Genomic DNA, 22,248 nt, shown 5'->3' on the forward strand with positions numbered 1-22,248 from the left:
CTTATGTTTGACGAAAATACTCCGGGCGCAAAAGAAGAATTGTTCGCTTGGCTACGCCATATGAACAAATACAAAGGCTCCGACCTTTTCATTACCACCAATTTCCCGCCTGCCATGAAAGTGGATGGCAAAATCACACGACTGAGCGATGAGCCGCTGAGTGCTGAAAAATGTATGGAAATCGCTTTTTCGATTATGTCTTCCAAACAAATCGAAGAATTTTCTTCCACCAACGAATGCAACTTCGCCATCAGCCTGCCCGATACCAGCCGCTTCCGTGTCAATGCAATGGTTCAACGCGGCGCAACTGCATTAGTGTTCCGCTCCATTACCAGCAATATCCCTAAATTTGAAACGCTCAATCTGCCACCGATTCTGAAAGACATCGCCCTCAGAAAACGCGGTTTGGTTATTTTTGTCGGCGGTACAGGTTCGGGCAAGTCCACTTCCCTCGCCTCCCTTATCGACTATCGAAACGAAAACAGCTTCGACCACATTATTACCATCGAAGACCCGATTGAGTTTATCCACCAACACAAAAACTGCATCATCACCCAACGTGAAATCGGTGTAGATACAGAAAATTGGCCGATTGCATTGAAAAATACCCTGCGCCAAGCGCCGGATGTTATCCTGATTGGTGAAATCCGAGACCGCGAGACCATGGACTACGCCATTTCCTTCGCGGAAACCGGCCATTTGTGTATGGCGACACTGCACGCCAACAGTACCAACCAAGCGCTGGACCGCATCATCAACTTCTTCCCCGAAGAGCGCCGTAACCAGTTGCTAACCGATTTATCGCTCAACCTGCAAGCCTTTATTTCGCAACGCCTGATTCCCCGTGAAGGCGGACGGGGACGCGTAGCGGCTGTCGAGGTTTTGCTCAATTCGCCCATTATTGCCGACTTGATTCGAAAAGGCGAAGTCCACAACATCAAAGAAATGATGAAAAAATCAACTGGCATGGGCATGATCACTTTTGACCAAGCCTTATATGATTTGTATGAAAACGGCGATATCAGCTATCAAGACGCCATTAAAAATGCCGACTCCGCCCACGATTTGCGCCTAGACATTCAATTACGAAGCCGTCGTGCGCAAAATGCCGGTCCAGATTTAGAATTGATTTAAAAGTAAAAGCTTCAAAGCATAGAAAAGGCCGTCTGAAACCTTACTATGAGTTTCAGACGGCCTTTATTCCATCAAATAATCAAGCCTGTTTCAATTTTGCATCGGCATCACGCAATGCAGTGCGCAAACCTTCCTCGATAACCGGATGGTAGAACGGCATATCCAGCATTTGCGGAATCGTCATCTTCATTTGATGCGCCCAAGCCATCAAGTGTGCCAAATGTTCGGCAGCAGGGCCGACAACTTCCGCACCAATGAAACGGCCGGTTGCTTTCTCAGCATACAAACGCATATGGCCTTTGTTTACCAACATAACGCGGCTTCGGCCTTGGTTTCGGAAGGAAACTTCTCCGATGACAAACTCATCAGGTTGATATTTTGCCGCAACTTGCGCATATTTCAAACCGATAGTGGCAATTTGCGGACTGGTGAATACCACGCCGATTACGCTACGGCGCAAACCGCCCTCAACATTCGGGAAAATAGCGGCATTGTGACCGGCAATTTTGCCTTGGTCGGAAGCTTCATGCAACAGAGGCAATTGATTGGACGCATCGCCTGCGATGAAGATGTGCGGAATGCTGGTTTGCATGGTCAACGGATCGGCAACAGGCACACCACGCGCATCTTTTTCGATATTCAGGTTTTCCAAACCGATATTGTCTACGTTCGGACGGCGACCGGCGGCAGCCAAAGCATATTCGGCATGGAACACACCTTTTTCGCCATCTTGTTCCCAATGAACTTCAACATTACCTTCAGCATCCAGTTTGACTTCGGTTTTGGCATCCAAATGCAAAGTCAACTCTTCACCAAAAACGGTTTTGGCTTCTTCAGCGACAACAGGATCGGAAATACCGCCAATGGCACCAGCCACGCCAAAAATTTCAACTTTTACGCCCAAACGGTGCAAAGCCTGACCCAACTCTAAGCCGATTACGCCAGGACCGAATACGGCCACACTCTTAGGCAGGGTATCCCAAGAGAAAACATCATCGTTCACAATCAAGCGATCGCCCAAAACTTCCCACTGAGGGAAAATCACAGGGCGCGAACCTGTGGCAATCACAAAACTTTTTGCAGTAATTTGAGTGTGGTCATCGATTTGGACGGTGTGTTCGTCAACAAATTTTGCCGTACCCATAATACGCTTGTCGGCAGGCCACTCTTCTACATCGCTGACTACAAAACCGACAAAACGGTCGCGTTCGGACTTCACTCGATGCATGACTTCTTCGCCGTTTACCGTTACGCTGTCTTTATCCAAATGCACGCCAAACGGATCAGTATGCAGAGCATGATGGCGCGCTTCCGCAGCCGCAATCAGCAATTTGGACGGCATACAGCCGACACGCGCACAAGTTGTTCCGAATACATTGTTTTCAATCAGGTAAACATTGTCTGTTTGAAGTCGGGCATTGCGAAATGCGCCCATACCGGCTGTACCGCCACCCAGCACTACCACATCTGCTTGAATCTTTTTCATATTTTATCCTTACTGTCTATATCCAAACCGATATTGCCATCAGGTTATCCGTTTTCAGACGGCCTAAACTTCATAAACTATCAAAATTTAAAAATTAATAGTCAATACCTAAATATCGATTTAAAACAATAATCTCAAATTCTATTTGTAAATATAGAGTTATTCAGAACGCCGATTTGCAAACGTCGTCTGAATAACTCTATATTTGGGTCTTTCAGACGGCTTTTTCAAGCCGTCTTAAGCATACAGGCAATTAGTTTTTAGCCAAGTAAGCTTCCAAGTCTTCGCTGCCGCCGATGTATTTACCGCCGATGAATACTTGAGGAGCAGTCATCTTGCCGGTAATAGCGCGTACGGAAGTAACAGTTGCATCTTTGCCCAATACGATTTCTTCGTAAGACAAGCCTTTGTCTTGCAGCGCTTTTTTAGCTTTAGCGCAGAATTGGCAGCCAGGTTTGGTGAAGATGGCAACAGACTCTTGAGCTTTCCAGTCAGGAGCAATGTATTTCAACATAGTGTCAGCGTCAGACACTTTGAAAGGATCGCCTGGTTCTTCAGGTTCGATAAACATTTTTTCAACCACGCCGTCGTTAACCAGCATGGAGTAACGCCAAGAGCGTTTGCCGAAGCCCAAGTCTTCTTTGCCAACCAACATGCCCATGCCTTCAGTGAATTCACCGTTGCCATCAGGGATCATGTAAATGTTGTCGGCTTCTTCTTCAGCAGCCCAAGCGTTCATTACGAAAGTGTCGTTTACAGATACGCAGTAGATTGCGTCAACACCGTTTTCTTTGAACGCACCAAACAATTCGTTGTAGCGTGGCAGGTGAGAAGAAGAGCAAGTTGGAGTAAATGCGCCAGGCAGAGAAAACACGACTACTTTTTTGCCTTTGAACAAATCATCAGTAGAAACATCTTTCCAAGTGTCGCCAACGCGAGTGCGGAATACTACGGAAGGTACTTTTTGACCGGTACGATCTTGCAAAGCCATTTTTAAGCTCCTTAAAAATTCGGGTTTGAGAAATGAATCAATGCTTGCATTCTAATGCAGGCCCATCGATTTGTATAATTTATAGTTCAAATAATATTAATTACATCAAACTATCAATTCAATTAAACCGAAAACAGCTATTCCTCTAAATGAAGGCTATCTGAAATAAAACAAGTGCCTGACTGAAATTATTTTTTAGGTAAGGGCTGAACGGGAGAATCCGAAGCCACAATTTCACCGATGGCTGTTTCCGCAATATCCTTCAAAGCATAGCGGTCTTTATCAGGCATATCTGTCGATTTGTACTGAGGCGAGAAATCCAAGCGGATACAGATTTTCTTCATAGAAACAATGCGCCATAAAGATTGAAGCAGGTTTACCTCCGCATAGGATGGCAGAACCGTCCGTTGTCCTTCGTCATCATAATATCGCAAAGTTACCGCCTGAATCGGCGCTTTCGCATCAATAGCCGATTGGAACAGGGCAGCTTTAAACGGCAAAATACCCAAGCCGGAAGAAGTACGCGCCTCAGGGAAGAAGCTGACATTCTGCCCTGCTTTCAATGCTGCACAAATCGCCTGATTAATCGGCTCGATATCTCGGCGGGAATTGCGGTTGATAAACACCGTGCCGGCATTTTTACCCATTTTTCCCAAAACCGGCCAACCGCTGATTTCCTGCTTGGCAATAAAACTGCTCGGATAAACGGCGCTCATGGCAAAAATATCCAACCAAGACACATGATTGGCTACCACCAAAGTACCACTCACATTTCCTTGAGGCGGTACGCCGATTTCCAATTCGATATCCAAAGCATCCAATGCGCCTTTTCCCAAAACAACCACCGCATGATTGCGTTCCTCTGCATTATTGCCATCGATGGCACGCAAATTCCGACCGGTTCGGAACAACCAAGCCGCCAAACGGCAAAGTCGGCTCAGACGTTTAAAAAAAGGAGCTTTTTGTTTAGACATAAAATTTCTTCTGTATTGTGTTCATTATGTTCAGACAGCCTCTGACATTTAAGGCCGTCTGAAACTATTTCTGGCAATTTGGACAATAAAATGTTCCACGCTGCCCCAAAGTTTCTTTAAAAATCAACCCGCCACATTGGACACAAGGCTCATTGTGGCGGCCATAGACCGTATATTCCTGCTGAAAGTAGCCGCTTTTGCCATCGCTATTGACAAAGTCCCGCAGCGTACTGCCGCCCGTTGCAATCGCCCTTTGCAGAACCGCTTTAACGGTTTCCACCAATAATACGCATTCTTTCTTGGTCAGCTTATTCGCCGGACGCAATGGCGAAATACCTGCCTTAAACAGACTTTCATTCGCATAAATATTACCGACACCAACCACCACTGCATTATCCATCAGCGCTAATTTGACTGCACGCTTTTGGTTTTTCAATTTCTGATACAGGTAATTTGCATTAAAATCATCCGAGAGCGGCTCCGGCCCCAGTTTTTCCAACAGCGGATGATGCTCGGCAATACCCTCATACCACAACACCGCACCAAATTTACGCGGATCGTGATAACGCAATACGGTACCGTCATCAAATGCAAAATCTAAATGATCATGTTTATCCGGCGTGGCGATGCGCTCATCATCGGCGGTAAAAATCCGCAAACTGCCGGACATACCCAAATGCATAAGTAAAATACCCGTTTCAAAAGTAACAATCAAATACTTCGCACGCCGGTTGCATGCCAAAACTTTGCGCCCGGCCAAAATTTGCGCCAAGTTCGGATGGATAGGCCATCTCAATTTAAACTGGCGAATAATGACTTTTTCTATCTTTTTGCCATCAATATGCGGCGCGATTCCGCGTAAAGTCGTTTCCACCTCAGGTAATTCAGGCATCATTATTCTCCAAATTCATCATTATCCATCATTATATATAGGTCGTCTGAAAACTATTCGGCCAAACGTGCCGTACTTAAAGCAACCGTATTGCCATCAAATGCAGATTCCAATTCAGGCAAAGGATGGACACCAATCAAATGTTTTGTTAAAACCACACCATACACCGCCGCACACTGCGGCCACCACCTATCCCCTGCCTTTTCCATAAACTGCCAAAATTTCAAAGCAGATGATGAATTCACAGCAGGCAGATAATCCATAAACTGCCCATATTCCATTTCAAAACCAATAGCGGCAGTTTTTCGTTTCAACTCAGCCAGAGCCAAGCATTGAGATTTCATAGGCAGTCTTTTGCCATCAAACCACGAGCTCAACCCCCACAAAGATTTAGGGTTAAACCCCGTCAAAATCAACCTACCCTCGGGTTTTAATATCCTAAATGCTTCTTGCAACACCAAATCGGCAGTTGAAATTTCCAAAAGATGGGGCATCAATAACACATCCACGGAATGCGTTTCAAATGCCAACATTTCAGCATCCATCCGCACATCGCGCGGCACCACAATCATATTTTCAGACGGCCTCTGCCATATGCCGCCCAATTGAACCACCACTTGGCCATTCAAATATTGCAAATGCCGTCTGAAAAAATCCTCCTCTTTTTGAGCAAGATATTGCCCCATTGGCGTTTGCATAAAAAAAGTTTCCATTAAATGCTCCCCTATGCATCCCGACTTGTGTGACAGAATTTTAACACCACGACCACATCATACACGCAAATTCCCTGCCCGACTTGACGTTTGAATGCTGAAACGATACCATCGAAGGGACAAAATTTTATTATATATTTGATAACTCTATTTACTATGGCAAAACTAAAAACCATCGTTCTGACCGTTTCAAGCCTGTCGGCAGTTTCCGCCACAGCCTACGCGCAAAACGCTACGCCCAACCAAGTCGGCATGGCAATGATGCGCCTCAACTCTTCCCTGCTCGACCAAGCCAAAGCACAAACCTTCGGCTCTGGTAGCTTGTGGGCATCATTACGTAAAGACTTCCGCATTAACGAAGTCAACACAGAACTGGTTCGCCGCCATGAAAACAAATTTGCTGCAAACAGCGCATATTTCGACCGCACCATCTCCCGCAGCAAACCTTATATGTACCATATTGCCAATGAAGTTAAAAAACGCAATATGCCTGCTGAAATCGCTTTGCTGCCTTTCATTGAAAGCGCATTTGTAACCAAAGCCAAATCACACGTCGGCGCATCCGGCCTGTGGCAATTTATGCCGGCTACCGGCCGCCACTTCGGCTTGGAAAAAACGCCTTTGTATGACGGCCGCCACGACGTTTACGCTGCTACCGATGCCGCATTAAACTACCTGCAATACCTGCACAGTATGTTCGGCGACTGGTCTTTGGCCCTTGCCGCTTACAACTGGGGCGAAGGTAACGTCGGCCGTGCCGTAAACCGTGCCCGTGCGCAAGGTTTGGAACCAACATACGAAAACCTGCGTATGCCGAACGAAACACGCAACTACGTTCCCAAACTTTTGGCCGTCCGCAATATCGTCGCCAATCCGCAAACTTTCGGCATGAATATCAGCGAAATCAGCAATCAGCCGTATTTCAAATCTGTCAGCATCGACAAACCTATCGATAACAGCACAATCGCTCGCTTTGCAAACATCAGCGAAAGCGAACTGTTGGCACTCAACCCAGGTTTCAATGCCCCGGTATTTATCCCTAAAAATAATCGTCGTCTGTTATTACCGGTTTCTGCGGTTTCCGCATTTGAGAAGAACTACCGCAATGCCAATCCAGATACCCTGATGTCTTGGGATATTTATACTTCTTTGGGCAACAAAAAACTTAATGCCATCGCCAACGATACCGGCATGAGCGTAGCCGAACTCAAGCGCCTCAATGGCCTGAGCGGTAGCGCCATTTCTGAAGGCCGCAGCATTTTAGTGGCTAAAAACTCAGCTATCCAAAGCCAAGACATTATTAACTTTATTGACAAAGACAATACGCCGGATACTTACCAATCCAATATGCCGGCCATGTCTCCGATTATTGCTTCCAACGTAGCAGAACCGGTTAAAGTCGCTCAAACTACCGTGACCAATATTGTTGCACCTGTTGTTCCTCAGTCCACTAAACCGGTTGACTTTATTGCACACAGCAAAACTGAAAACGTTACTTCCGTAGCGATAACAGAAACCAAAGAGCAGCCTCAAGTTGCAAGTATAGAAATGACCGCCCCAGTTGTAGCCATGGTCCATACTGCTATTGAGCCTGCTACCACAAATGTTGCAGAAGCACCCAAAGCGGCTATCCCTGCCGACTTGACTGCACCGACTGTTGCCGCAAACGATGTAGCCCCTTCTCCAGCAGTTGAATCTGTTGCTGCTGCGCCGGTTCAAGAAGAGCATGATGACCTGATGGCTTTGGTACAAAGCCGACCTGCGGAGGAACCTGCAGCGACTGTTGCTGAAGCGACTCCTGAAACCAAACAAGTTCAAACTGTTGTCACTGCTGAAAACGCTCGTACAGAACGTATCGCAGCCAATACCGTTAAACAACAAAGCCGAATCAATGCACGTCTTGCCCGTGTAAGTGGTCAACAAAACACACAAACTGCAGCACTTGCAGCAGGCACACACCGCGTGGAAGATGGCGATACATTGTTTAACATCTCCAAACGTTACAACTTGAGCGTAGCCGATTTGATTATTGCCAACAACATCAAAGGCAACAATATCAAAAAAGGCCAAATCCTCCGTGTTACAGCTGCTCCGGTAAAAGTCCGCAGCAACCCGATTCAAAACGTTTCCTACACTGTACGCAAAGGCGATACTTTGAACACCATTGCCAGCCGTTTCAATGTTGATGTTAATGATATTCGTCGTTGGAACCGCAATACCCGTACTGTGACCCCTGGTCAACGTTTGAAACTGATTGGTAGCTAATACTTGCTTCAAAACAAAGGCCGTCTGAAATATTCAGACGGCCTTTTTCTTTATGATAAATAATCAATTCAATTTTTAAAAACAAAATAGCTATATAAGCATCTGTTCAATAACTACCACATAGAAAAAAGAGTGTGCAAAAACACACTCTTTTTCAAACAGATTGCCATCAAATTTTACTCTTAAAACCTGCATTCAAACATATAAATTCCGTATAAACATCACTATGCCGGTGAAAAAGCATCACAGAAAAAGGTATTTTCCGGTAAAGCACATTTTTGAGTCAGCAAAATTTGCGCACTCTCCGTCATGGCTGGTGACCCGCAAGCATAAACTTCATATTGGCTCAAATCAGGATAATTTTGTGCGGCAACATTTTGCACGTATCCATTCTCCCCTTTCCAATCGGAATCAGGCTTAGAAAGAACAGGCGAGAATTTCGCATTTTTCAGACGGCCTATTAATGCTTCTGCTTCTTCCAATGCATACAAATCCTCCTGTTGACGTGCTCCCCAGTAGAAATGAACTGGACGTTCGCTATTCTGATGAATCAAATCAAGCAAAATACTGCGGATAGGTACGTAACCTGTACCTGTTGCCAACAAAATAATCGGTTTATCGCCGTCCTTTTGCAAAGTAAACGTACCCAATGGGCCTTTAACGCGGACAATACCTTTTTCTTTGATCTTAGGCTCTACACCAAAAATCATTTCCGAACATACGCCGTTTTCACGTTTACGGATATGCAGCTCCAACACGCCTTCTTGGTCAGGCGAATTGGCGATTGAATAGCTGCGGCTGATATTGCCAGGAAGCAGCAAATCAATATATTGTCCGGCATAAAATGCAAATGACGGCGCTTTAGGTAAAGCCAATCTTAACAAAGCAACATCATGTTTGATTTCAATCGTTTCGATGCGTACAGGCAAAGTACGCACCGGTAAAGCATTCGGATTAAACCCAGGCACATTGATTTTCAGGTCACTCTTCGCAGTAGTGCAGCACAATAACACTTTACCCTGCGCTTTTTCTTCTGCGCTGATGGCTTTATCGATATGCTCGCCCATTTCAAATTCGCCACTCATCAACTCGGCCTTACATTGTCCACAGGCGCCACTTTTACAAGAATGGGGCAGATTTAAATTCTGACGGGTCGCAGCAGCAAGAACGGTTTCATCATCGTTTGCCGTAAATGTTATTTGATCTGATAAGGTAATAGTATGTGTCATGGTATTTTTAGAATAATTTTAGAATCAAAAATAAAGGCCATCTGAAAAATAAGACCTATTTTTCAGACGGCCTGTCCTATCCATCAAGCTAATTTAGCTTTAATCAACTCTTGAACTTGAGCCGGATTAGCCTTGCCTTTACTTGCTTTCATCACTTGACCAACAATCGCATTCAAGGCTTTCTCATTACCGGAACGGAATTGCTCAATGGCTTTCGCATTGTTTGCCAACACTTCATCCACCATCGCTTCAATTGCACCAGTGTCAGTAATCTGTTGCAAACCATGTTTTTCGATAATTTCGGCAATACCTGCTTCAGGCTCGGTCCACATTGCTTCAAAAGCTTTTTTCGCCAATTTGCTGCTTAATGTTCCGTCTGCAACTTTAGCAACCAACTCGGCAAGGCGTGAAGCCGTAATCGGGCTTTCAGCTAATTCCAAACCTTCTTTGTTCAAAGTAGCAGCAAGCTCGCCGTTCATCCAGTTCGCCGTCAATTTACCTTGGCCGCAGGCTTTGGCCGCTTCTTCAAAATAGGCAGCTTGGGCGCGGCTGGCAGTCAACAGGCGCGCATCATAGTCAGACACACCGTAATCGGCAACAAAACGCGCCGCCATTTCATGCGGCAATTCAGGCATTTGCTCTTTGGCTTTCTGCAATTGGCCGTCTGAAATAATGACAGGCAGCAAATCCGGATCTGGAAAATAGCGGTAATCGTGCGCATCTTCTTTCAAACGCATCACACGGGTTTCACCTTTTTCAGGGTCAAACAACATGGTTGCCTGCTGTACTTTACCGCCGTCTTCCAAAATTTCGATTTGCGCTTCCACTTCATAATTGATGGCTTGTTCCAAGAAGCGGAAAGAGTTGAGATTTTTGATTTCACGGCGTGTACCGAACTCCGCCTGACCTTTTGGACGTACAGAAACGTTGGCATCAACACGGAACGAGCCTTCCGCCATATTACCGTCACAAATATCCAGCCAAGTCACCAAACCGTGCAGCGCTTTAGCATATGCCACAGCTTCGGCTGCAGAGCGCATTTCAGGCTCGGAGACAACTTCCAATAAAGGCGTACCGGCACGGTTCAAGTCGATACCGGTCGCACCGTTCAAACCCTCGTGCACGGATTTACCCGCATCTTCTTCCATGTGCGCACGGGTAACATTGATGGTTTTAACCTCATCGCCCACTACGATTTCCAGTTTACCGTGTTCAACAATCGGCAAATCCAACTGGCTGATTTGATAGCCTTTTGGCAAATCAGGATAAAAATAGTTTTTACGGTCGAACACGTTTTTCTGATTGATTTTCGCATCCAAAGCCAAACCGAGTTTGATGGCTTTTTCGACGACTTCGCGGTTCATTACCGGCAATACGCCCGGCAACGCACACTCAACCACGCTGGCGTGGGCATTAGGCTCGGCACCGAATGCAGTGGATGCGCCGCTGAAGATTTTGGATTGGGTGTTGAGTTGGACGTGGATTTCCAGTCCGATTACGGTTTCCCAAGTCATAAGGGTCTTTCTGTCGAAAAAAAGTTAATCGGTTAAATGAGTGATTCGTTTTTCAGACGGCCTGAATAAAAAAACAATAACAGGCCGTCTGTAAGATAAGTTTATTTCCTGCGGCGTTGGAAACCGGGCAGTTGCCAATGGAAACGGTATGCAGTCAGGCGAAACAACAATCCACCAGCAAAGAGCAGGTTTAACGTAAAAATATTAATCCAGCCCAAATGTCCGAACAGATAAATCAGCCCGCCAATCAAAATAGCCACGCTGCCGTAAAGGTCGGTGCGCAAAATCATCGGCACATCATTGACCAAAATATCGCGCGCAATACCGCCACCAACAGCAGTCACAAAAGCCAAAGAAATAACGCCGAACAGATTGAGCTGCAAGGCCATACCGATTTGTGCACCGGTAATGCTGAACGCAGCCAAACCAATGGCATCGGCAATAATAAAAGCAGCGGCCAAATAGGTGCTGCGATAACGTTGCACCCTTATCAACCATGCAATGGAAAGCGTAGCAAACACAACAATCAGCGCATCGGTTTGCAAAAACACTTGCGGAATCCGGCCGACCAAGCCATCGCGTATCATGCCGCCGCCGACAGCCGTCAGTAACGCAGTAATGACGACACCGAGTACATCCAATCGCTTGTTGTAGCCGACCAAATAGCCTGAAATGGCAAACGCAGCTGTCCCAATGATTTGAATGAAGTCGGTGGCTGTCATAATTTTTTAAATATCTACAATATGCAGCACCTCAATACATTCAGGCGCTTTTATATGGTTTATTTTCAGACGGCCTTGAATCATCAAGGCCCTAAAACATTATTCCGGCGCTTTGGTGTGCCAATCGCTGCTCAGCTGAACTTGATGTGCGGCACCCAAAATTTTGGCTTCGGAGAAATAGTTGCCGATAAATTGCACACCAATCGGCAGACCGTTTGCGCTGAAACCGGCAGGCAGAGTCAGTGCAGGCAAACCGGCAAGGTTCACGGCGATGGTGTAAATATCGGATAAGTACATTTGCACAGGGTCGTGAATGTCGCTGCCGAGTTTTGGCGCGGCAGTCGGTGCAGTCGGCGCCAAAATGAAATCACATTGACCAAAGGCCGTCTGAAAATCATTGGCAACCAGACGACGCAGTTTTTGCGCTTTCAGATAATAAGCATCGTAGTAACCATGACTCAATACATAAGTACCAATCATGATACGGCGTTTGACCTCGCTACCGAAACCTTCGGCACGAGTATTGCTGTACATTTCTTCCAAATCGCCGAATTGCGCTGCACGATGGCCATAACGTACGCCGTCAAAACGGGACAAGTTGGTACTTGCTTCCGCAGAGGCGAGAACGTAATAAGCGGGAATCGACAATGATGTTTGCGGCAGGGAAACTTCAACAGTCTCCGCGCCTTGTGCTTTGAGCAAATCAATAACGCTTTGCAAGGCCGTCTGAACATCGGCATCCGCGCCTTCGCCGAAATATTCTTTAGGCAAACCGATTTTCAAACCTTTGAGTGGCTTGTCCAAATCACGGGTGTAGTCTTCTTTGTCGCGTTCCAAGCTGGTGGAATCACGCTCGTCAAAGCTGGCCATGGCGTTCAACAAAATCGCGCAGTCTTCGGCCGTTTGCGCCATAGGGCCGGCTTGGTCGAAGCTGGAAGCATAAGCAACCATACCGAAACGTGAAACCGTACCGTAAGTCGGCTTGATGCCGGTAATACCGCAATGCGACGCAGGCTGACGAATAGAACCGCCGGTATCCGAACCCAACGCAGCCGGTGCCAAACGTGCCGCAATCACAGCAGCCGAACCGCCTGACGAACCGCCGGGAACATGTTCAAGATTCCACGGGTTTTTGGTTGCGCCGTAGAACGAAGTCTCATTGGTCGAACCCATGGCAAACTCGTCCATATTGGTACGGCCAAGGGTCACCATGCCGGCATCCAACAGGTTTTGCACCACAGTGGCAGTATAAGGAGAAACAAAGTTATCCAACATTTTGGAACTGCATGCACTGCGCCAACCTGTTTGGCAGAAAATATCTTTGTAAGCAACCGGCACACCGGTCAAAGCCGTTGCATTGCCGGCTGCGATACGCGTATCGGCTGCTTTGGCCTCAGCAAGGGTCTTATCTTGATCGATGGTAACGTAGCCGTTGATGGCAGGGTTTTTCGCAGCAATAGCGGCCAAATATTCGGTCGCCAATTCGACTGCGGAAATTTGTTTGGATTGCAGCAGGCTGCTGGCTTGTTTGAGCGTGTAAGCGGTCATTGTGCCGTACTTTCTATAAAACAGTTTTTGCTTTCAAAACAGATATTGAAAACATCCGTTTAAATCAATAAATCGGGCCGTCTGAACAAAGTATCCTTTCAGACGGCCTTGCAATAGGGGTTTGCCGATAAGCAAAGTCCGTCTGAAACCTTATTCTTCAATTACTTGAGGAACGATATACAGACGGTTGCGCACTTCTGGGGCAACAGCCTGATATTCTGCAGCGTGATCGGTTTCAGTCACTTTATCTTCGCGTAGGCGCAAAGCGGCTTCGTGCGGATGCGCCATGGGTTCGATGCCGTCGGTATTGACGCTTTGCATGTTTTCAACCATGGCGAAAATGTCGTTCAACTCGGCAAGCGTTTTGTTTTTTTCTTCGTCCGTTAAAGTGAGGCGCGAGAGTTTTGCGATTTTTTCCACATCATTTAAGCTTAAAGCCATAAAAAATCCTTGTCTGATAGCAATGCCTCTTAGGTTTGGGGTATCATTGCATTTCGTCTTCTATGAAGCGAAGAATTATAACCGAAAACCAAACAGGTTGGCATGGTGTTTTGATTCAGACGGCCTTTTAAGGGCGCATTTATCCGTCTAAAACCGTGTACCTGTTTTTCTTATTTTAAATACTGCTTAAAGCATCCGGACTGGGCCGGAATTTCAGGAATCCTAATGTTTCGTCTTTTATCTCGTTTCCTCTCCAATGATATTGCCATCGATTTGGGCACGGCCAACACGCTGATTTTTGTACGCGGCAAAGGGATTGTTTTGGATGAGCCGTCCATGGTTGCGATTCAATCCGGTGCAGGCAATAAAAGTAAAATTATGGCGGTGGGCACGGAAGCCAAAAAAATGCAGGGCCGTGCGCCACGCAATATTGAAATCGTCCGCCCGATGAGGGACGGCGTGATTGCCGATTTTGTGATTACCGAGCGTATGCTGGGTATGTTGATTAAAAAAGCCACCGAAGGATGGTCTTTGGTTCCACCTCGTGTGGTTATCTGTGTTCCGGGCGGCTCTACCCAAGTGGAACGTAAAGCGATTTTGGATTCGGCGTTTGCCGCCGGCGCGGCAAGCGTGCATTTGATTGAAGAACCGATGGCCGCCGCTTTGGGCGCAGGCTTGCCGATTGAAGATGCGGCAGGTTCGATGATTGTCGATATTGGTGGCGGTACGACTGAAATCGGCATTCTTTCACTGGGCGGTATGGCCTATTCTGCTTCTGTCCGCGCAGCCGGCGATGAATTCGATAAAAGCATCATCCATTACCTGCGTCGCCATCGCGGTGTCTTGATTGGCGAAGCTACAGCCGAAGAATTGAAGAAACAAATCGGCTCTGCCTCGGGCTTTGAAACCGAAACAGCCATGCGCATTAAAGGCCGTGATCTGGCTGAAGGCACGCCTAAATCCTTGGCAGTTACTTCAGATGAAATCCGTGAAGCATTGAGTGAAACGGTAAATCAAATCATCCGTGCCGTCCGTCTGGCTTTGGAACAGGCTCCGCCCGAATTGGCTGGCGACATCGCCGACCGCGGTATTATGCTGACAGGCGGCGGCGCGCTTCTGCACGGTATCGATACCGTCTTGGCCGATGCAACCGGCCTGCCCGTCGGTATTGCCGACCAACCTCTGAACTGCGTTGCCTATGGTGCCGGTAAGGCTTTGGACTATATCGGCAAATGGGATACCGTGTTTACGGAAAACCCATAAGGTAGATGGTTATGGAACGCTCTTCTTTGCGCTTTGACGAGGCAAAAGGCTCTAAGCTGTTGCCTCGTTTTGTCGTTTATATCGCTCTAGCTGCCGGCCTGATGGTGGCAGATTACCGCTTTTCATTGATGCAGCCTGTACGTGCGGCAGTCATGCCCATGCTCTACCCTGTTCAATGGCTGGCCAATCAACCTGTTCAACTTTATCAATATTTTGCCGAACTCTCCCAGTCCAAATCCGAGCTCTTGGAACAAAACCGCCAGCTTATGGAAGAAAATGGCCGTCTGAAAATCGATTTGCAGCGGGATAAAGTCAATACCGATGAATTGCGAGAATTAAAAAAACTGTACGGTTTGCAACAAAAAGGTATTCACAACGTTATCGGTGCGGAAGTCATTTCCAATGGCAAAGATCCGCTTTCCGAAAGACTGATTATCGGCAAGGGCAGTCAAGACGGCTTGAAAGTTGGCGATGCAGTCATCGATCAAAGCGGTTTGATCGGCCTGTTGACACAAGTTCACACACAAAGTGCAGAAATTGGGCTGATTTCAGGCGGACAAAGCATTGTCCCCATAGCCGTCAGCCGCACCGGCGAACGCAACTTGGCATACGGCAATGGCAACGGTTTGGATTTGCGCTATTTTCCAACCGGCTCAGACTTGAAACCCGGCGATATTCTGCTGACTTCCGGCCTGGATGGTACTTATCCGGCGGGGATTCCCGTTGCAACCGTCAGCAAGGTTGTCCGCGCATCGGGAACACCTTATTACGATACGCAACTGACGCCTTTGGCCGCTTTACGCAGCAGCCGTTTTGTCTTGGTACTTTCTTCCGGCCCTTCTTCCCCACGCTGATTTCATGAACGATTTTGACGATTCTTACCGTGCAGTACCGCTGCACATCATGGCGGCCAGTCTCATTGTGATGATGATACTGGACTTTATGCCGTTTTCCTTTGACGGATTCTTCTGGCTGCCTGAAATGACGGCACTGATGTTGCTGTATTGGGCATTGCACCAACCGCAACGCGCAGGCATGGGACTGGCTTTTGCCATCGGTCTGATTGTCGATGCAGCAACCGCCGCGACTTTGGGATTACATGCCCTGTCTTACGTCGTGATGACTTATTTCATCTTAAACCGCCGCCGCCAAATCATGCTTTACGGCCATATTATGCAATTGGCCGCTGTCTTGGCTGCGCTGCTTCTCAATCAGGCCGTCTTAACTGTTGCCCGTCTGTTCCTCAATCATCAGGTCATTACTTTGCAAGGCTTTGTTGCCCCATTTGTCGGCGCATTGCTTTGGCCGATACTCAGCCAGCTGATGCTGATCGTGACCCGTATTTACCGCTCCCACTGAAAAGATGAAACCGATTCTTCCACGCCGTCTTTCCGGTGGTCAACATACCAAAAAACCTTCCGCTCAGGCAGCACAAACCGATGCTTTGTTGCGCCTGCTCGTTGCCTTTATCCTGATTGTCATCTTCTTTTCCATCTTGCTGGCGCGGTTCTTCTACCTGCAAGTGACTCAACACAACGAGTTTTCCGGTCAGGCATCGAGCAACCGCATTACCCTGATTCCAACGCCACCCGTACGTGGCGAAATCGTCGACATCAACGGCGTTCCTTTGGCCAAAAACTATCCAGTCTTTTCGCTCGAAGTTATTCCCAGCCGCATCGAAGGCAAGATGGAAGATGTCATTGAAGCATTGAAAAAATACGTCGATATCACGCCGACAGATTTAAAACGCTTCAAAAAATACCGAGAAAGCTATCGAAAATTTGAAAATATCCCGCTCAAACTTAGGCTGACCGATGAAGAGGCCGCCCGTTTGTCCGTACATCTGCGCGAATTCAAAGGCGTAGAGGTCAATTCACGCACATTCCGCGAATATCCTTACGGCAAGCTGACTTCCCATTTTTTAGGCTACATCGGCCGTATTAGCGATAAAGACAAAGAAATGCTGGAAGAAGAAGGCCTGACTGCCCTCTACCGCGGCAGTACGCATATCGGCAAATCCGGCTTGGAAAAATATTACGAACACCAGCTTCATGGCGTTCCAGGCTATCAAGAAGTCGAAAAAGACGCTTATGGCAACATCGTCCGCGTATTGAAAAATGTTCCGTCCAAAATGGGGCAAACCTTACGCCTAGGGATGGATATCCGTATGCAGCAGGAAGCCGACCGAATCTTGGGCGACCGCCGTGGCGCATTGGTGGCTATCAATCCGCAAGACGGTACCGTATTGGCTTTTGTTTCCAAACCTTCCTTCGATCCCAACCTCTTTATTGACGGCATCGACAGCGATACTTGGAAAATGCTGAATGACGATTGGAAAAAGCCTTTGATCAACCGCGTTACCCAAGGCCTCTATCCGCCTGGCTCTACATTCAAACCCTTTATGGGCATGGCTTTGTTGGAAAGCGGCAAAATCACTCAAAACACTATCGTCCCCGCCCCCGGCGCATGGAGTATACCCGGCAGCCGCCATATTTTCCGCGACTCTGTCCGAAGCGGTCACGGCTCTGCCAACTTGAGCAAAGCCATTCAAGTATCCTCAGATACCTTCTTCTACCGCTTGGGTTACGAAATGGGTATCGACAAAGCCTCTCCGTATCTGGCGCAATTCGGTTTCGGCCAAAAAACCGGTATTGACCTGCCTAGTGAATATGTAGGCGTTTTGCCCAGCCGCGAATGGAAGGCTAAACGCTTTGCCAAATCTTCCGACCCGACTGCCAAAGAATGGCGTGCCGGCGAGATGGTTTCCGTCAGTATCGGCCAAGGCTACAACGCCTACACGCCTTTGCAAATGGCACATGCGACAGCCTCTCTGGCCAACAACGGTGTTGTTCATCAGCCGCATTTGGTCAAAGAAATATTGGATTTCGGCGCGCGCAAAATTACCCGCATCAATCCTAATCCCGAACGTCAAATTCCGTTCAAAGCCGACAACTTCGAATACGTCAAACGCGCAATGGAGAAGGTATTGAAACCGGGCGGTACGGCACACCGTATCGGTGGCGGACTTGCTTACACAATGGGCGGTAAAACCGGTACGGCCCAGGTCGTACAAATCAAACAGGGCGGCCGCTACAATGCCGCAGCCCTGCGCGAACAACACCGCGACCACGCATGGTTTATCTCGTTTGCGCCATTGGAAAAACCTGAAATTGCCATTGCCGTTATTTTGGAAAACGGCGGCTGGGGTGCGTATGCCGCGCCATTAGCCCGTGAAATGACTGATTTTTATATGCTTCACGTCAAGCCGCAACAGTTTTCAGACGGCCTCGAAACAGATTCGGCCAAAACTGAAAAAACTGATAAACATCAGCCTATTCCTAGCATTTTCCAATCCGCCTACGGACTGACGCCGACAAGCCCTGCCTCACAGCCGGAGGTTCATCATGAATAACACATCAGCGTGGAAAAACTTCAAATCCACCATTGCAGCCCCGATTGACCCTTGGCTGTTTTTTGCCATGCTCGCCATCTACATCATGAGCCTGTTTTTGCTCTATTCTGCAGACGGGCAAGAGTTCGGCCAATTGGAAAACAAAACCATCCATACCGTTTTGGGCTTTACCCTTTTATGGATTATTGCTGTATTTAAGCCGCAAACGGCTGCCAAAGTTGCCTTGCCTGTTTATATTGTCGGCGTATTACTGCTGATTGGCGTCGAAGTTGCCGGCGTTACCGTCAACGGCTCGACCCGTTGGCTGAGTCTCGGCTTTACCCGTATCCAACCTTCCGAAATCATGAAAATCGGTATTCCCATGACTGTCGCGTGGTATTTCCAACGCTATGAAGGCCGTCTGAAATGGATACATTATATTGTCGCCCTCGTGCTGATTCTTGTTCCTGTCGCCCTGATTTTGAAGCAGCCCGACCTCGGTACGGCCGCGCTGATTATGGCTTCGGGTATTTTTGTCATCTTTTTTGCCGGATTGCCCTGGAAAGCCATTTTTGTCGCTATTATTGCCTTTGTGGCCGCCCTGCCGCTCTTGTGGAACTACGGCATGCATGACTACCAGAAAACCCGCGTCCTTACCTTGCTCGACCCAACCAAAGACCCGTTAGGTGCAGGCTACCACATCATCCAATCCATGATTGCCATCGGCTCGGGTGGTGTATGGGGTAAAGGCTGGCTCAACGGTACGCAAACCCATTTGGACTATATTCCCGAATCAACGACTGACTTTATTTTCGCGGTATTCGGTGAAGAGTTCGGCCTGATTGGCAATATCCTTTTACTGCTGGTTTACCTTATCATTCTGGCACGCGGATTGTGGATTGCCGCGCAAGCGCAATCCCTTTACAGTCGTACTTTGGCAGGCGCGTTGACCATGACCTTTTTCTGCTATGCCTTTGTAAACATGGGCATGGTCAGCGGTATTTTGCCCGTTGTCGGCGTCCCCCTCCCCTTGGTCAGCTACGGCGGTACGGCTACGCTTTCCATCATGGTTGTACTCGCCCTGTTGATGGGTATTGCCAACGAACACAAAAACCGTCGCCGCCGTAATGCGGATAACGATAACCTAACTGAAAGCGAGGAATAATATGGAACTGGGTGTAGAAATCGGCAAGCTGCTTGTGGCATTTCTCGTGCTGATTAATCCTTTCAGCGCGCTCTCAATTTATCTTGATCTGACACAAAACCACAGCACCAAAGAAAAGCGCAGAATCGCGCGTACTGCCGCATTGGCCGTTTTCATCGTAATCATCGTCTTTGCACTGAGCGGCGGTATCTTATTGAAAGTACTCGGCATCAGCGTCGGCTCTTTCCAAGTCGGCGGCGGTATTCTGGTTTTACTGATTGCCATCTCCTTAATGAACGGCAACGATAATCCTGCCAAACCCAAAATTGATCCCCATTCAGAAGAACATCAAAGTGCGCAACAAGTCCGCCGCAATGAAAAAGCGATTGCCGTCGTACCCATTGCCATTCCGATTACCATCGGTCCTGGCGGTATCTCCACTGTCATCATTTATTCCTCTGCCGCCAAAAATTACAGCGATATTGCCCTGATTATCATCTCCGGCTTTTTGGTCAGCCTGATTTGCTATTTCATTCTGGTCGTGGCCGGACGCATCAGCAAACGCTTGGGCACTACCGGCCTGACCATCCTCAACCGCATCATGGGCATGATGCTTGCCGCCATTTCCGTAGAGATTATTGTTGCCGGCTTAAAATCTATTTTTCCCCAATTGGTCGCTTGAAGTACAATCATCACAATAAAAGGCCGTCTGAAACATTTTCAGACGGCCTCATAAAAACATAAAAACAAAGGAGCCAACCATGTTTCACAGCACCCATGTCTTCACCGGAGAAACCATTTACAGCAGACCGGCGCAAAGCTATACCGAGTTCACCGACGAATTAAACCGCCTCCAAACCCTTCAGCAAACCTTCACCCAATCAAGCATTACCGAGCGCACCGCCCTCTTACAGCAATTTGCCGACAGCCTTACCCAAAACCAAGAACGCCTTGCCGAAATGGTTTGCGAAGAAGTCGGACGCTGCCTGCACGAATGTCGTGCCGAAATCAGCAAATCCATCGAGCTTATCCGCTACTACGTCCGCCTTGCCCCCGAACTGCTTGCCCATAAAACCATCGCCACCCAAGCCAGCCTCAGCCAAGTCCGCTTCGAGCCTTTGGGCGTTGTTTTGGCGGTCATGCCGTGGAACTATCCTGTTTGGCAGATTTTACGATTTGCCATCCCTGCCCTGTGCGCCGGCAATGCCTGCGCGGTCAAACCTGCGCCCAGTGTCGCCCGCGTCAGCGAAACCCTCTTCAGTCTTGTCCCCAAAGGTTTGCCGCTTATCGGCGCATGGTTAAGCCATGAAGACACGCTTCAAGCCATTGAAGATACCGATGCCATGGCATTTACCGGTTCGACCCATACGGGCCGCCTGCTGGCCGCCCATGCAGGCAAACATCTGAAAAAAACCGTCCTTGAACTGGGCGGCAGCAATCCGTTTATCATCCTGCCCGATGCCGATCTGCAACGCGCAGCCATCGATGCCTGCTATTCGCGCTTTCGCGATGCCGGGCAATCCTGCAACGCCGCCAAACGCATCATTGTTACCCAAGATATTGCCGAACAGTTTATCCCGCTCTTTCTTGCCGAGTGTGCCAAACTGCAAACCGGCAATCCCAAAGACCCGAACACCACCCTTGCCCCGCTTCACCGCCAAGACCTGCGTCAAACCGTACACGAGCAGGTTCAAGATGCAGTTGCACATGGCGCGCAATGCTTGAGCGGCGGCTATATCCCTGAGGGAGAAAGTTGGTTTTACCCTGCTACCGTATTGGATCAGGTCAACCCAAACTGCCGCGTGTGGCACGAAGAAGTCTTCGGCCCGGTTGCCATGATCTTACGCGCCGACAATCCGGATCATGCCGTCGCACTTGCCAATGACACACCTTTCGGCCTCGGCGCCTGTATCTACACAGCGGACACAACAAACGCATGGCAATACGCCGAAAAAATCCAGGCGGGCTCTGTCTTTATCAACCGCCACACCAGCAGCGACCTGCGCCTTCCCTTTGGCGGTGTCAAAGCTTCAGGCTATGGACGCGAGCTATCAGAATTTGGACTGTACGAGTTCGTCAACGTCAAAACCTATTGGCAAAAATAAACCGTTTCATCAACTCAGGCCGTCTGAAAACCCGATTTCAGACGGCCTGATGTTGTTTTTAAAAAAATATTGTATTTAATCCCGTACAAACCCTGCAAAGTCAAAGCCGCTCAAAAATAAGAAACCTGAGACCTTTGCAAAAAAGCCCTTCCCCCGACAGCCGAAACCTAAACAAAGATTTTCGGCTGTTTTTGTTTCAAAGATCCACTGATTCTACTCAAATACCCCCTTAACTCCCCTTGGATACCTGATTAATCAGGCATCCGGCCGCCTTTTAGGCGCCAACAGGCGCACTTAGCCTGTTAGCGGCCTTCAACAGGTTTAAACACATCGCCTTCAGATGGCTTTGCGCACTCACTTTGAGCAGACTAAAATAGGCTGCCCGCGCATAGCGGAATTTAGGGTGCAGCGTACCGAAGCTTTGTTCGACCACATA

Annotated in this window: 19 protein-coding genes and 1 pseudogene; 9 read left to right on the plus strand and 11 right to left on the minus strand. The window is 48.0% G+C overall.

Going from position 1 to position 22,248, the window contains the following annotated elements; genetic code table 11:
* Positions 1–3: 3 nt before the first annotated feature.
* Positions 4–1,134: a PilT/PilU family type 4a pilus ATPase gene (locus tag HMPREF2606_RS07305; protein ID WP_004520139.1), complete on the plus strand. Its 1,131-nt coding sequence runs from the start codon at positions 4–6 to the stop codon at positions 1,132–1,134.
* A 79-nt stretch (positions 1,135–1,213) separates the two neighbouring features.
* Here HMPREF2606_RS07305 and HMPREF2606_RS07310 read toward each other — a convergent pair whose 3' ends face one another.
* The 5 genes from HMPREF2606_RS07310 to HMPREF2606_RS07330 form a co-directional block, all read right to left on the minus strand.
* The gene (locus HMPREF2606_RS07310) at positions 1,214–2,620 is read right to left on the minus strand and encodes a dihydrolipoyl dehydrogenase (RefSeq protein ID WP_070584122.1); all 1,407 of its coding nucleotides are present in this window, start codon (positions 2,618–2,620) and stop codon (positions 1,214–1,216) included.
* A gap of 253 nt (positions 2,621–2,873) precedes the next feature.
* Complete coding sequence (locus HMPREF2606_RS07315; RefSeq protein WP_003747251.1) at positions 2,874–3,611, minus strand: redoxin family protein; 738 nt, start codon at positions 3,609–3,611, stop codon at positions 2,874–2,876.
* 188 nt (positions 3,612–3,799) lie between these two features.
* Entirely contained in the window at positions 3,800–4,585 is a 786-nt protein-coding gene (locus tag HMPREF2606_RS07320) for a 1-acylglycerol-3-phosphate O-acyltransferase (RefSeq protein WP_070712523.1), read from the minus strand.
* Between the two features lie 64 nt (positions 4,586–4,649).
* Positions 4,650–5,477, minus strand: a complete 828-nt coding sequence (mutM, locus tag HMPREF2606_RS07325) for a bifunctional DNA-formamidopyrimidine glycosylase/DNA-(apurinic or apyrimidinic site) lyase (RefSeq protein ID WP_070712751.1) — start codon at positions 5,475–5,477, stop codon at positions 4,650–4,652.
* Positions 5,478–5,530: 53 nt separating this feature from the next.
* Entirely contained in the window at positions 5,531–6,190 is a 660-nt protein-coding gene (locus tag HMPREF2606_RS07330; RefSeq protein WP_070712522.1) for a class I SAM-dependent methyltransferase, read from the minus strand.
* 156 nt (positions 6,191–6,346) lie between these two features.
* Here HMPREF2606_RS07330 and HMPREF2606_RS07335 point away from each other — a divergent pair, with 156 nt between their 5' ends.
* Complete coding sequence (locus HMPREF2606_RS07335) at positions 6,347–8,455, plus strand: LysM peptidoglycan-binding domain-containing protein (RefSeq protein ID WP_070712520.1); 2,109 nt, start codon at positions 6,347–6,349, stop codon at positions 8,453–8,455.
* A 224-nt stretch (positions 8,456–8,679) separates the two neighbouring features.
* On the opposite strand, the gene HMPREF2606_RS07340 is transcribed toward HMPREF2606_RS07335, so the two are convergent.
* The 5 genes from HMPREF2606_RS07340 to gatC all read right to left on the minus strand — a co-directional run bounded on the left by HMPREF2606_RS07340 (position 8,680) and on the right by gatC (position 13,909).
* The gene (locus HMPREF2606_RS07340) at positions 8,680–9,684 is read right to left on the minus strand and encodes an FAD-binding oxidoreductase (protein WP_070712518.1); all 1,005 of its coding nucleotides are present in this window, start codon (positions 9,682–9,684) and stop codon (positions 8,680–8,682) included.
* An 83-nt stretch (positions 9,685–9,767) separates the two neighbouring features.
* Entirely contained in the window at positions 9,768–11,198 is a 1,431-nt protein-coding gene (gatB, locus tag HMPREF2606_RS07345) for an Asp-tRNA(Asn)/Glu-tRNA(Gln) amidotransferase subunit GatB (protein WP_070712516.1), read from the minus strand.
* Between the two features lie 101 nt (positions 11,199–11,299).
* On the minus strand, positions 11,300–11,920 hold the full coding sequence (locus HMPREF2606_RS07350) for a trimeric intracellular cation channel family protein (protein ID WP_070712514.1): 621 nt from the start codon (positions 11,918–11,920) through the stop codon (positions 11,300–11,302).
* Between the two features lie 99 nt (positions 11,921–12,019).
* Positions 12,020–13,468, minus strand: a complete 1,449-nt coding sequence (gene gatA / locus HMPREF2606_RS07355) for an Asp-tRNA(Asn)/Glu-tRNA(Gln) amidotransferase subunit GatA (protein ID WP_070712512.1) — start codon at positions 13,466–13,468, stop codon at positions 12,020–12,022.
* 150 nt (positions 13,469–13,618) lie between these two features.
* Entirely contained in the window at positions 13,619–13,909 is a 291-nt protein-coding gene (gatC, locus tag HMPREF2606_RS07360; RefSeq protein WP_003685110.1) for an Asp-tRNA(Asn)/Glu-tRNA(Gln) amidotransferase subunit GatC, read from the minus strand.
* Positions 13,910–14,134: 225 nt separating this feature from the next.
* Here gatC and HMPREF2606_RS07365 point away from each other — a divergent pair, with 225 nt between their 5' ends.
* The 7 genes from HMPREF2606_RS07365 (at position 14,135) to HMPREF2606_RS07395 (ending at position 21,812) form a co-directional block, all read left to right on the plus strand.
* Positions 14,135–15,172, plus strand: a complete 1,038-nt coding sequence (locus HMPREF2606_RS07365) for a rod shape-determining protein (protein ID WP_070712510.1) — start codon at positions 14,135–14,137, stop codon at positions 15,170–15,172.
* Between the two features lie 11 nt (positions 15,173–15,183).
* On the plus strand, positions 15,184–16,026 hold the full coding sequence (gene mreC, locus HMPREF2606_RS07370; RefSeq protein WP_070712508.1) for a rod shape-determining protein MreC: 843 nt from the start codon (positions 15,184–15,186) through the stop codon (positions 16,024–16,026).
* Positions 16,027–16,030: 4 nt separating this feature from the next.
* Entirely contained in the window at positions 16,031–16,531 is a 501-nt protein-coding gene (mreD, locus tag HMPREF2606_RS07375; RefSeq protein WP_049336486.1) for a rod shape-determining protein MreD, read from the plus strand.
* A 4-nt stretch (positions 16,532–16,535) separates the two neighbouring features.
* On the plus strand, positions 16,536–18,584 hold the full coding sequence (mrdA, locus tag HMPREF2606_RS07380) for a penicillin-binding protein 2 (protein ID WP_070712506.1): 2,049 nt from the start codon (positions 16,536–16,538) through the stop codon (positions 18,582–18,584).
* Entirely contained in the window at positions 18,577–19,728 is a 1,152-nt protein-coding gene (gene rodA, locus HMPREF2606_RS07385) for a rod shape-determining protein RodA (RefSeq protein ID WP_070712504.1), read from the plus strand. Before mrdA ends, rodA begins: the two co-directional genes overlap by 8 nt.
* Before the next feature lies 1 nt (position 19,729).
* Entirely contained in the window at positions 19,730–20,389 is a 660-nt protein-coding gene (locus HMPREF2606_RS07390; RefSeq protein ID WP_049328611.1) for a MarC family protein, read from the plus strand.
* Between the two features lie 79 nt (positions 20,390–20,468).
* Positions 20,469–21,812, plus strand: a complete 1,344-nt coding sequence (locus tag HMPREF2606_RS07395) for an aldehyde dehydrogenase family protein (protein WP_070712501.1) — start codon at positions 20,469–20,471, stop codon at positions 21,810–21,812.
* 274 nt (positions 21,813–22,086) lie between these two features.
* Here the strand turns inward: HMPREF2606_RS07395 and HMPREF2606_RS10765 are convergent.
* Positions 22,087–22,248 (minus strand): annotated as a pseudogene (locus HMPREF2606_RS10765) (IS5/IS1182 family transposase); the annotation flags it as partial.

The sequence above is a fragment of the Neisseria sp. HMSC070H10 genome, from assembly GCF_001837635.1.
GTDB classification, from domain to species: Bacteria; Pseudomonadota; Gammaproteobacteria; order Burkholderiales; family Neisseriaceae; genus Neisseria; species Neisseria subflava_A.

Excerpts from the sequence above, each read along its gene's own strand:
- HMPREF2606_RS07335 (WP_070712520.1), top strand. The coding sequence starts at position 6,347 with ATGGCAAAACTAAAAACCATCGTTCTGACCGTTTCAAGCCTGTCGGCA.
- gatB (WP_070712516.1), bottom strand. The coding sequence starts at position 11,198 with ATGACTTGGGAAACCGTAATCGGACTGGAAATCCACGTCCAACTCAAC.
- mutM (WP_070712751.1), bottom strand. The coding sequence starts at position 5,477 with ATGCCTGAATTACCTGAGGTGGAAACGACTTTACGCGGAATCGCGCCG.
- mrdA (WP_070712506.1), top strand. The coding sequence starts at position 16,536 with ATGAAACCGATTCTTCCACGCCGTCTTTCCGGTGGTCAACATACCAAA.
- HMPREF2606_RS07340 (WP_070712518.1), bottom strand. The coding sequence starts at position 9,684 with ATGACACATACTATTACCTTATCAGATCAAATAACATTTACGGCAAAC.
- mreC (WP_070712508.1), top strand. The coding sequence starts at position 15,184 with ATGGAACGCTCTTCTTTGCGCTTTGACGAGGCAAAAGGCTCTAAGCTG.
- gatA (WP_070712512.1), bottom strand. The coding sequence starts at position 13,468 with ATGACCGCTTACACGCTCAAACAAGCCAGCAGCCTGCTGCAATCCAAA.
- HMPREF2606_RS07320 (WP_070712523.1), bottom strand. The coding sequence starts at position 4,585 with ATGTCTAAACAAAAAGCTCCTTTTTTTAAACGTCTGAGCCGACTTTGC.
- HMPREF2606_RS07310 (WP_070584122.1), bottom strand. The coding sequence starts at position 2,620 with ATGAAAAAGATTCAAGCAGATGTGGTAGTGCTGGGTGGCGGTACAGCC.
- HMPREF2606_RS07330 (WP_070712522.1), bottom strand. The coding sequence starts at position 6,190 with ATGGAAACTTTTTTTATGCAAACGCCAATGGGGCAATATCTTGCTCAA.
- HMPREF2606_RS07365 (WP_070712510.1), top strand. The coding sequence starts at position 14,135 with ATGTTTCGTCTTTTATCTCGTTTCCTCTCCAATGATATTGCCATCGAT.
- gatC (WP_003685110.1), bottom strand. The coding sequence starts at position 13,909 with ATGGCTTTAAGCTTAAATGATGTGGAAAAAATCGCAAAACTCTCGCGC.
- mreD (WP_049336486.1), top strand. The coding sequence starts at position 16,031 with ATGAACGATTTTGACGATTCTTACCGTGCAGTACCGCTGCACATCATG.
- HMPREF2606_RS07305 (WP_004520139.1), top strand. The coding sequence starts at position 4 with ATGTTTGACGAAAATACTCCGGGCGCAAAAGAAGAATTGTTCGCTTGG.
- HMPREF2606_RS07390 (WP_049328611.1), top strand. The coding sequence starts at position 19,730 with ATGGAACTGGGTGTAGAAATCGGCAAGCTGCTTGTGGCATTTCTCGTG.
- HMPREF2606_RS07315 (WP_003747251.1), bottom strand. The coding sequence starts at position 3,611 with ATGGCTTTGCAAGATCGTACCGGTCAAAAAGTACCTTCCGTAGTATTC.
- HMPREF2606_RS07395 (WP_070712501.1), top strand. The coding sequence starts at position 20,469 with ATGTTTCACAGCACCCATGTCTTCACCGGAGAAACCATTTACAGCAGA.
- HMPREF2606_RS07350 (WP_070712514.1), bottom strand. The coding sequence starts at position 11,920 with ATGACAGCCACCGACTTCATTCAAATCATTGGGACAGCTGCGTTTGCC.
- rodA (WP_070712504.1), top strand. The coding sequence starts at position 18,577 with ATGAATAACACATCAGCGTGGAAAAACTTCAAATCCACCATTGCAGCC.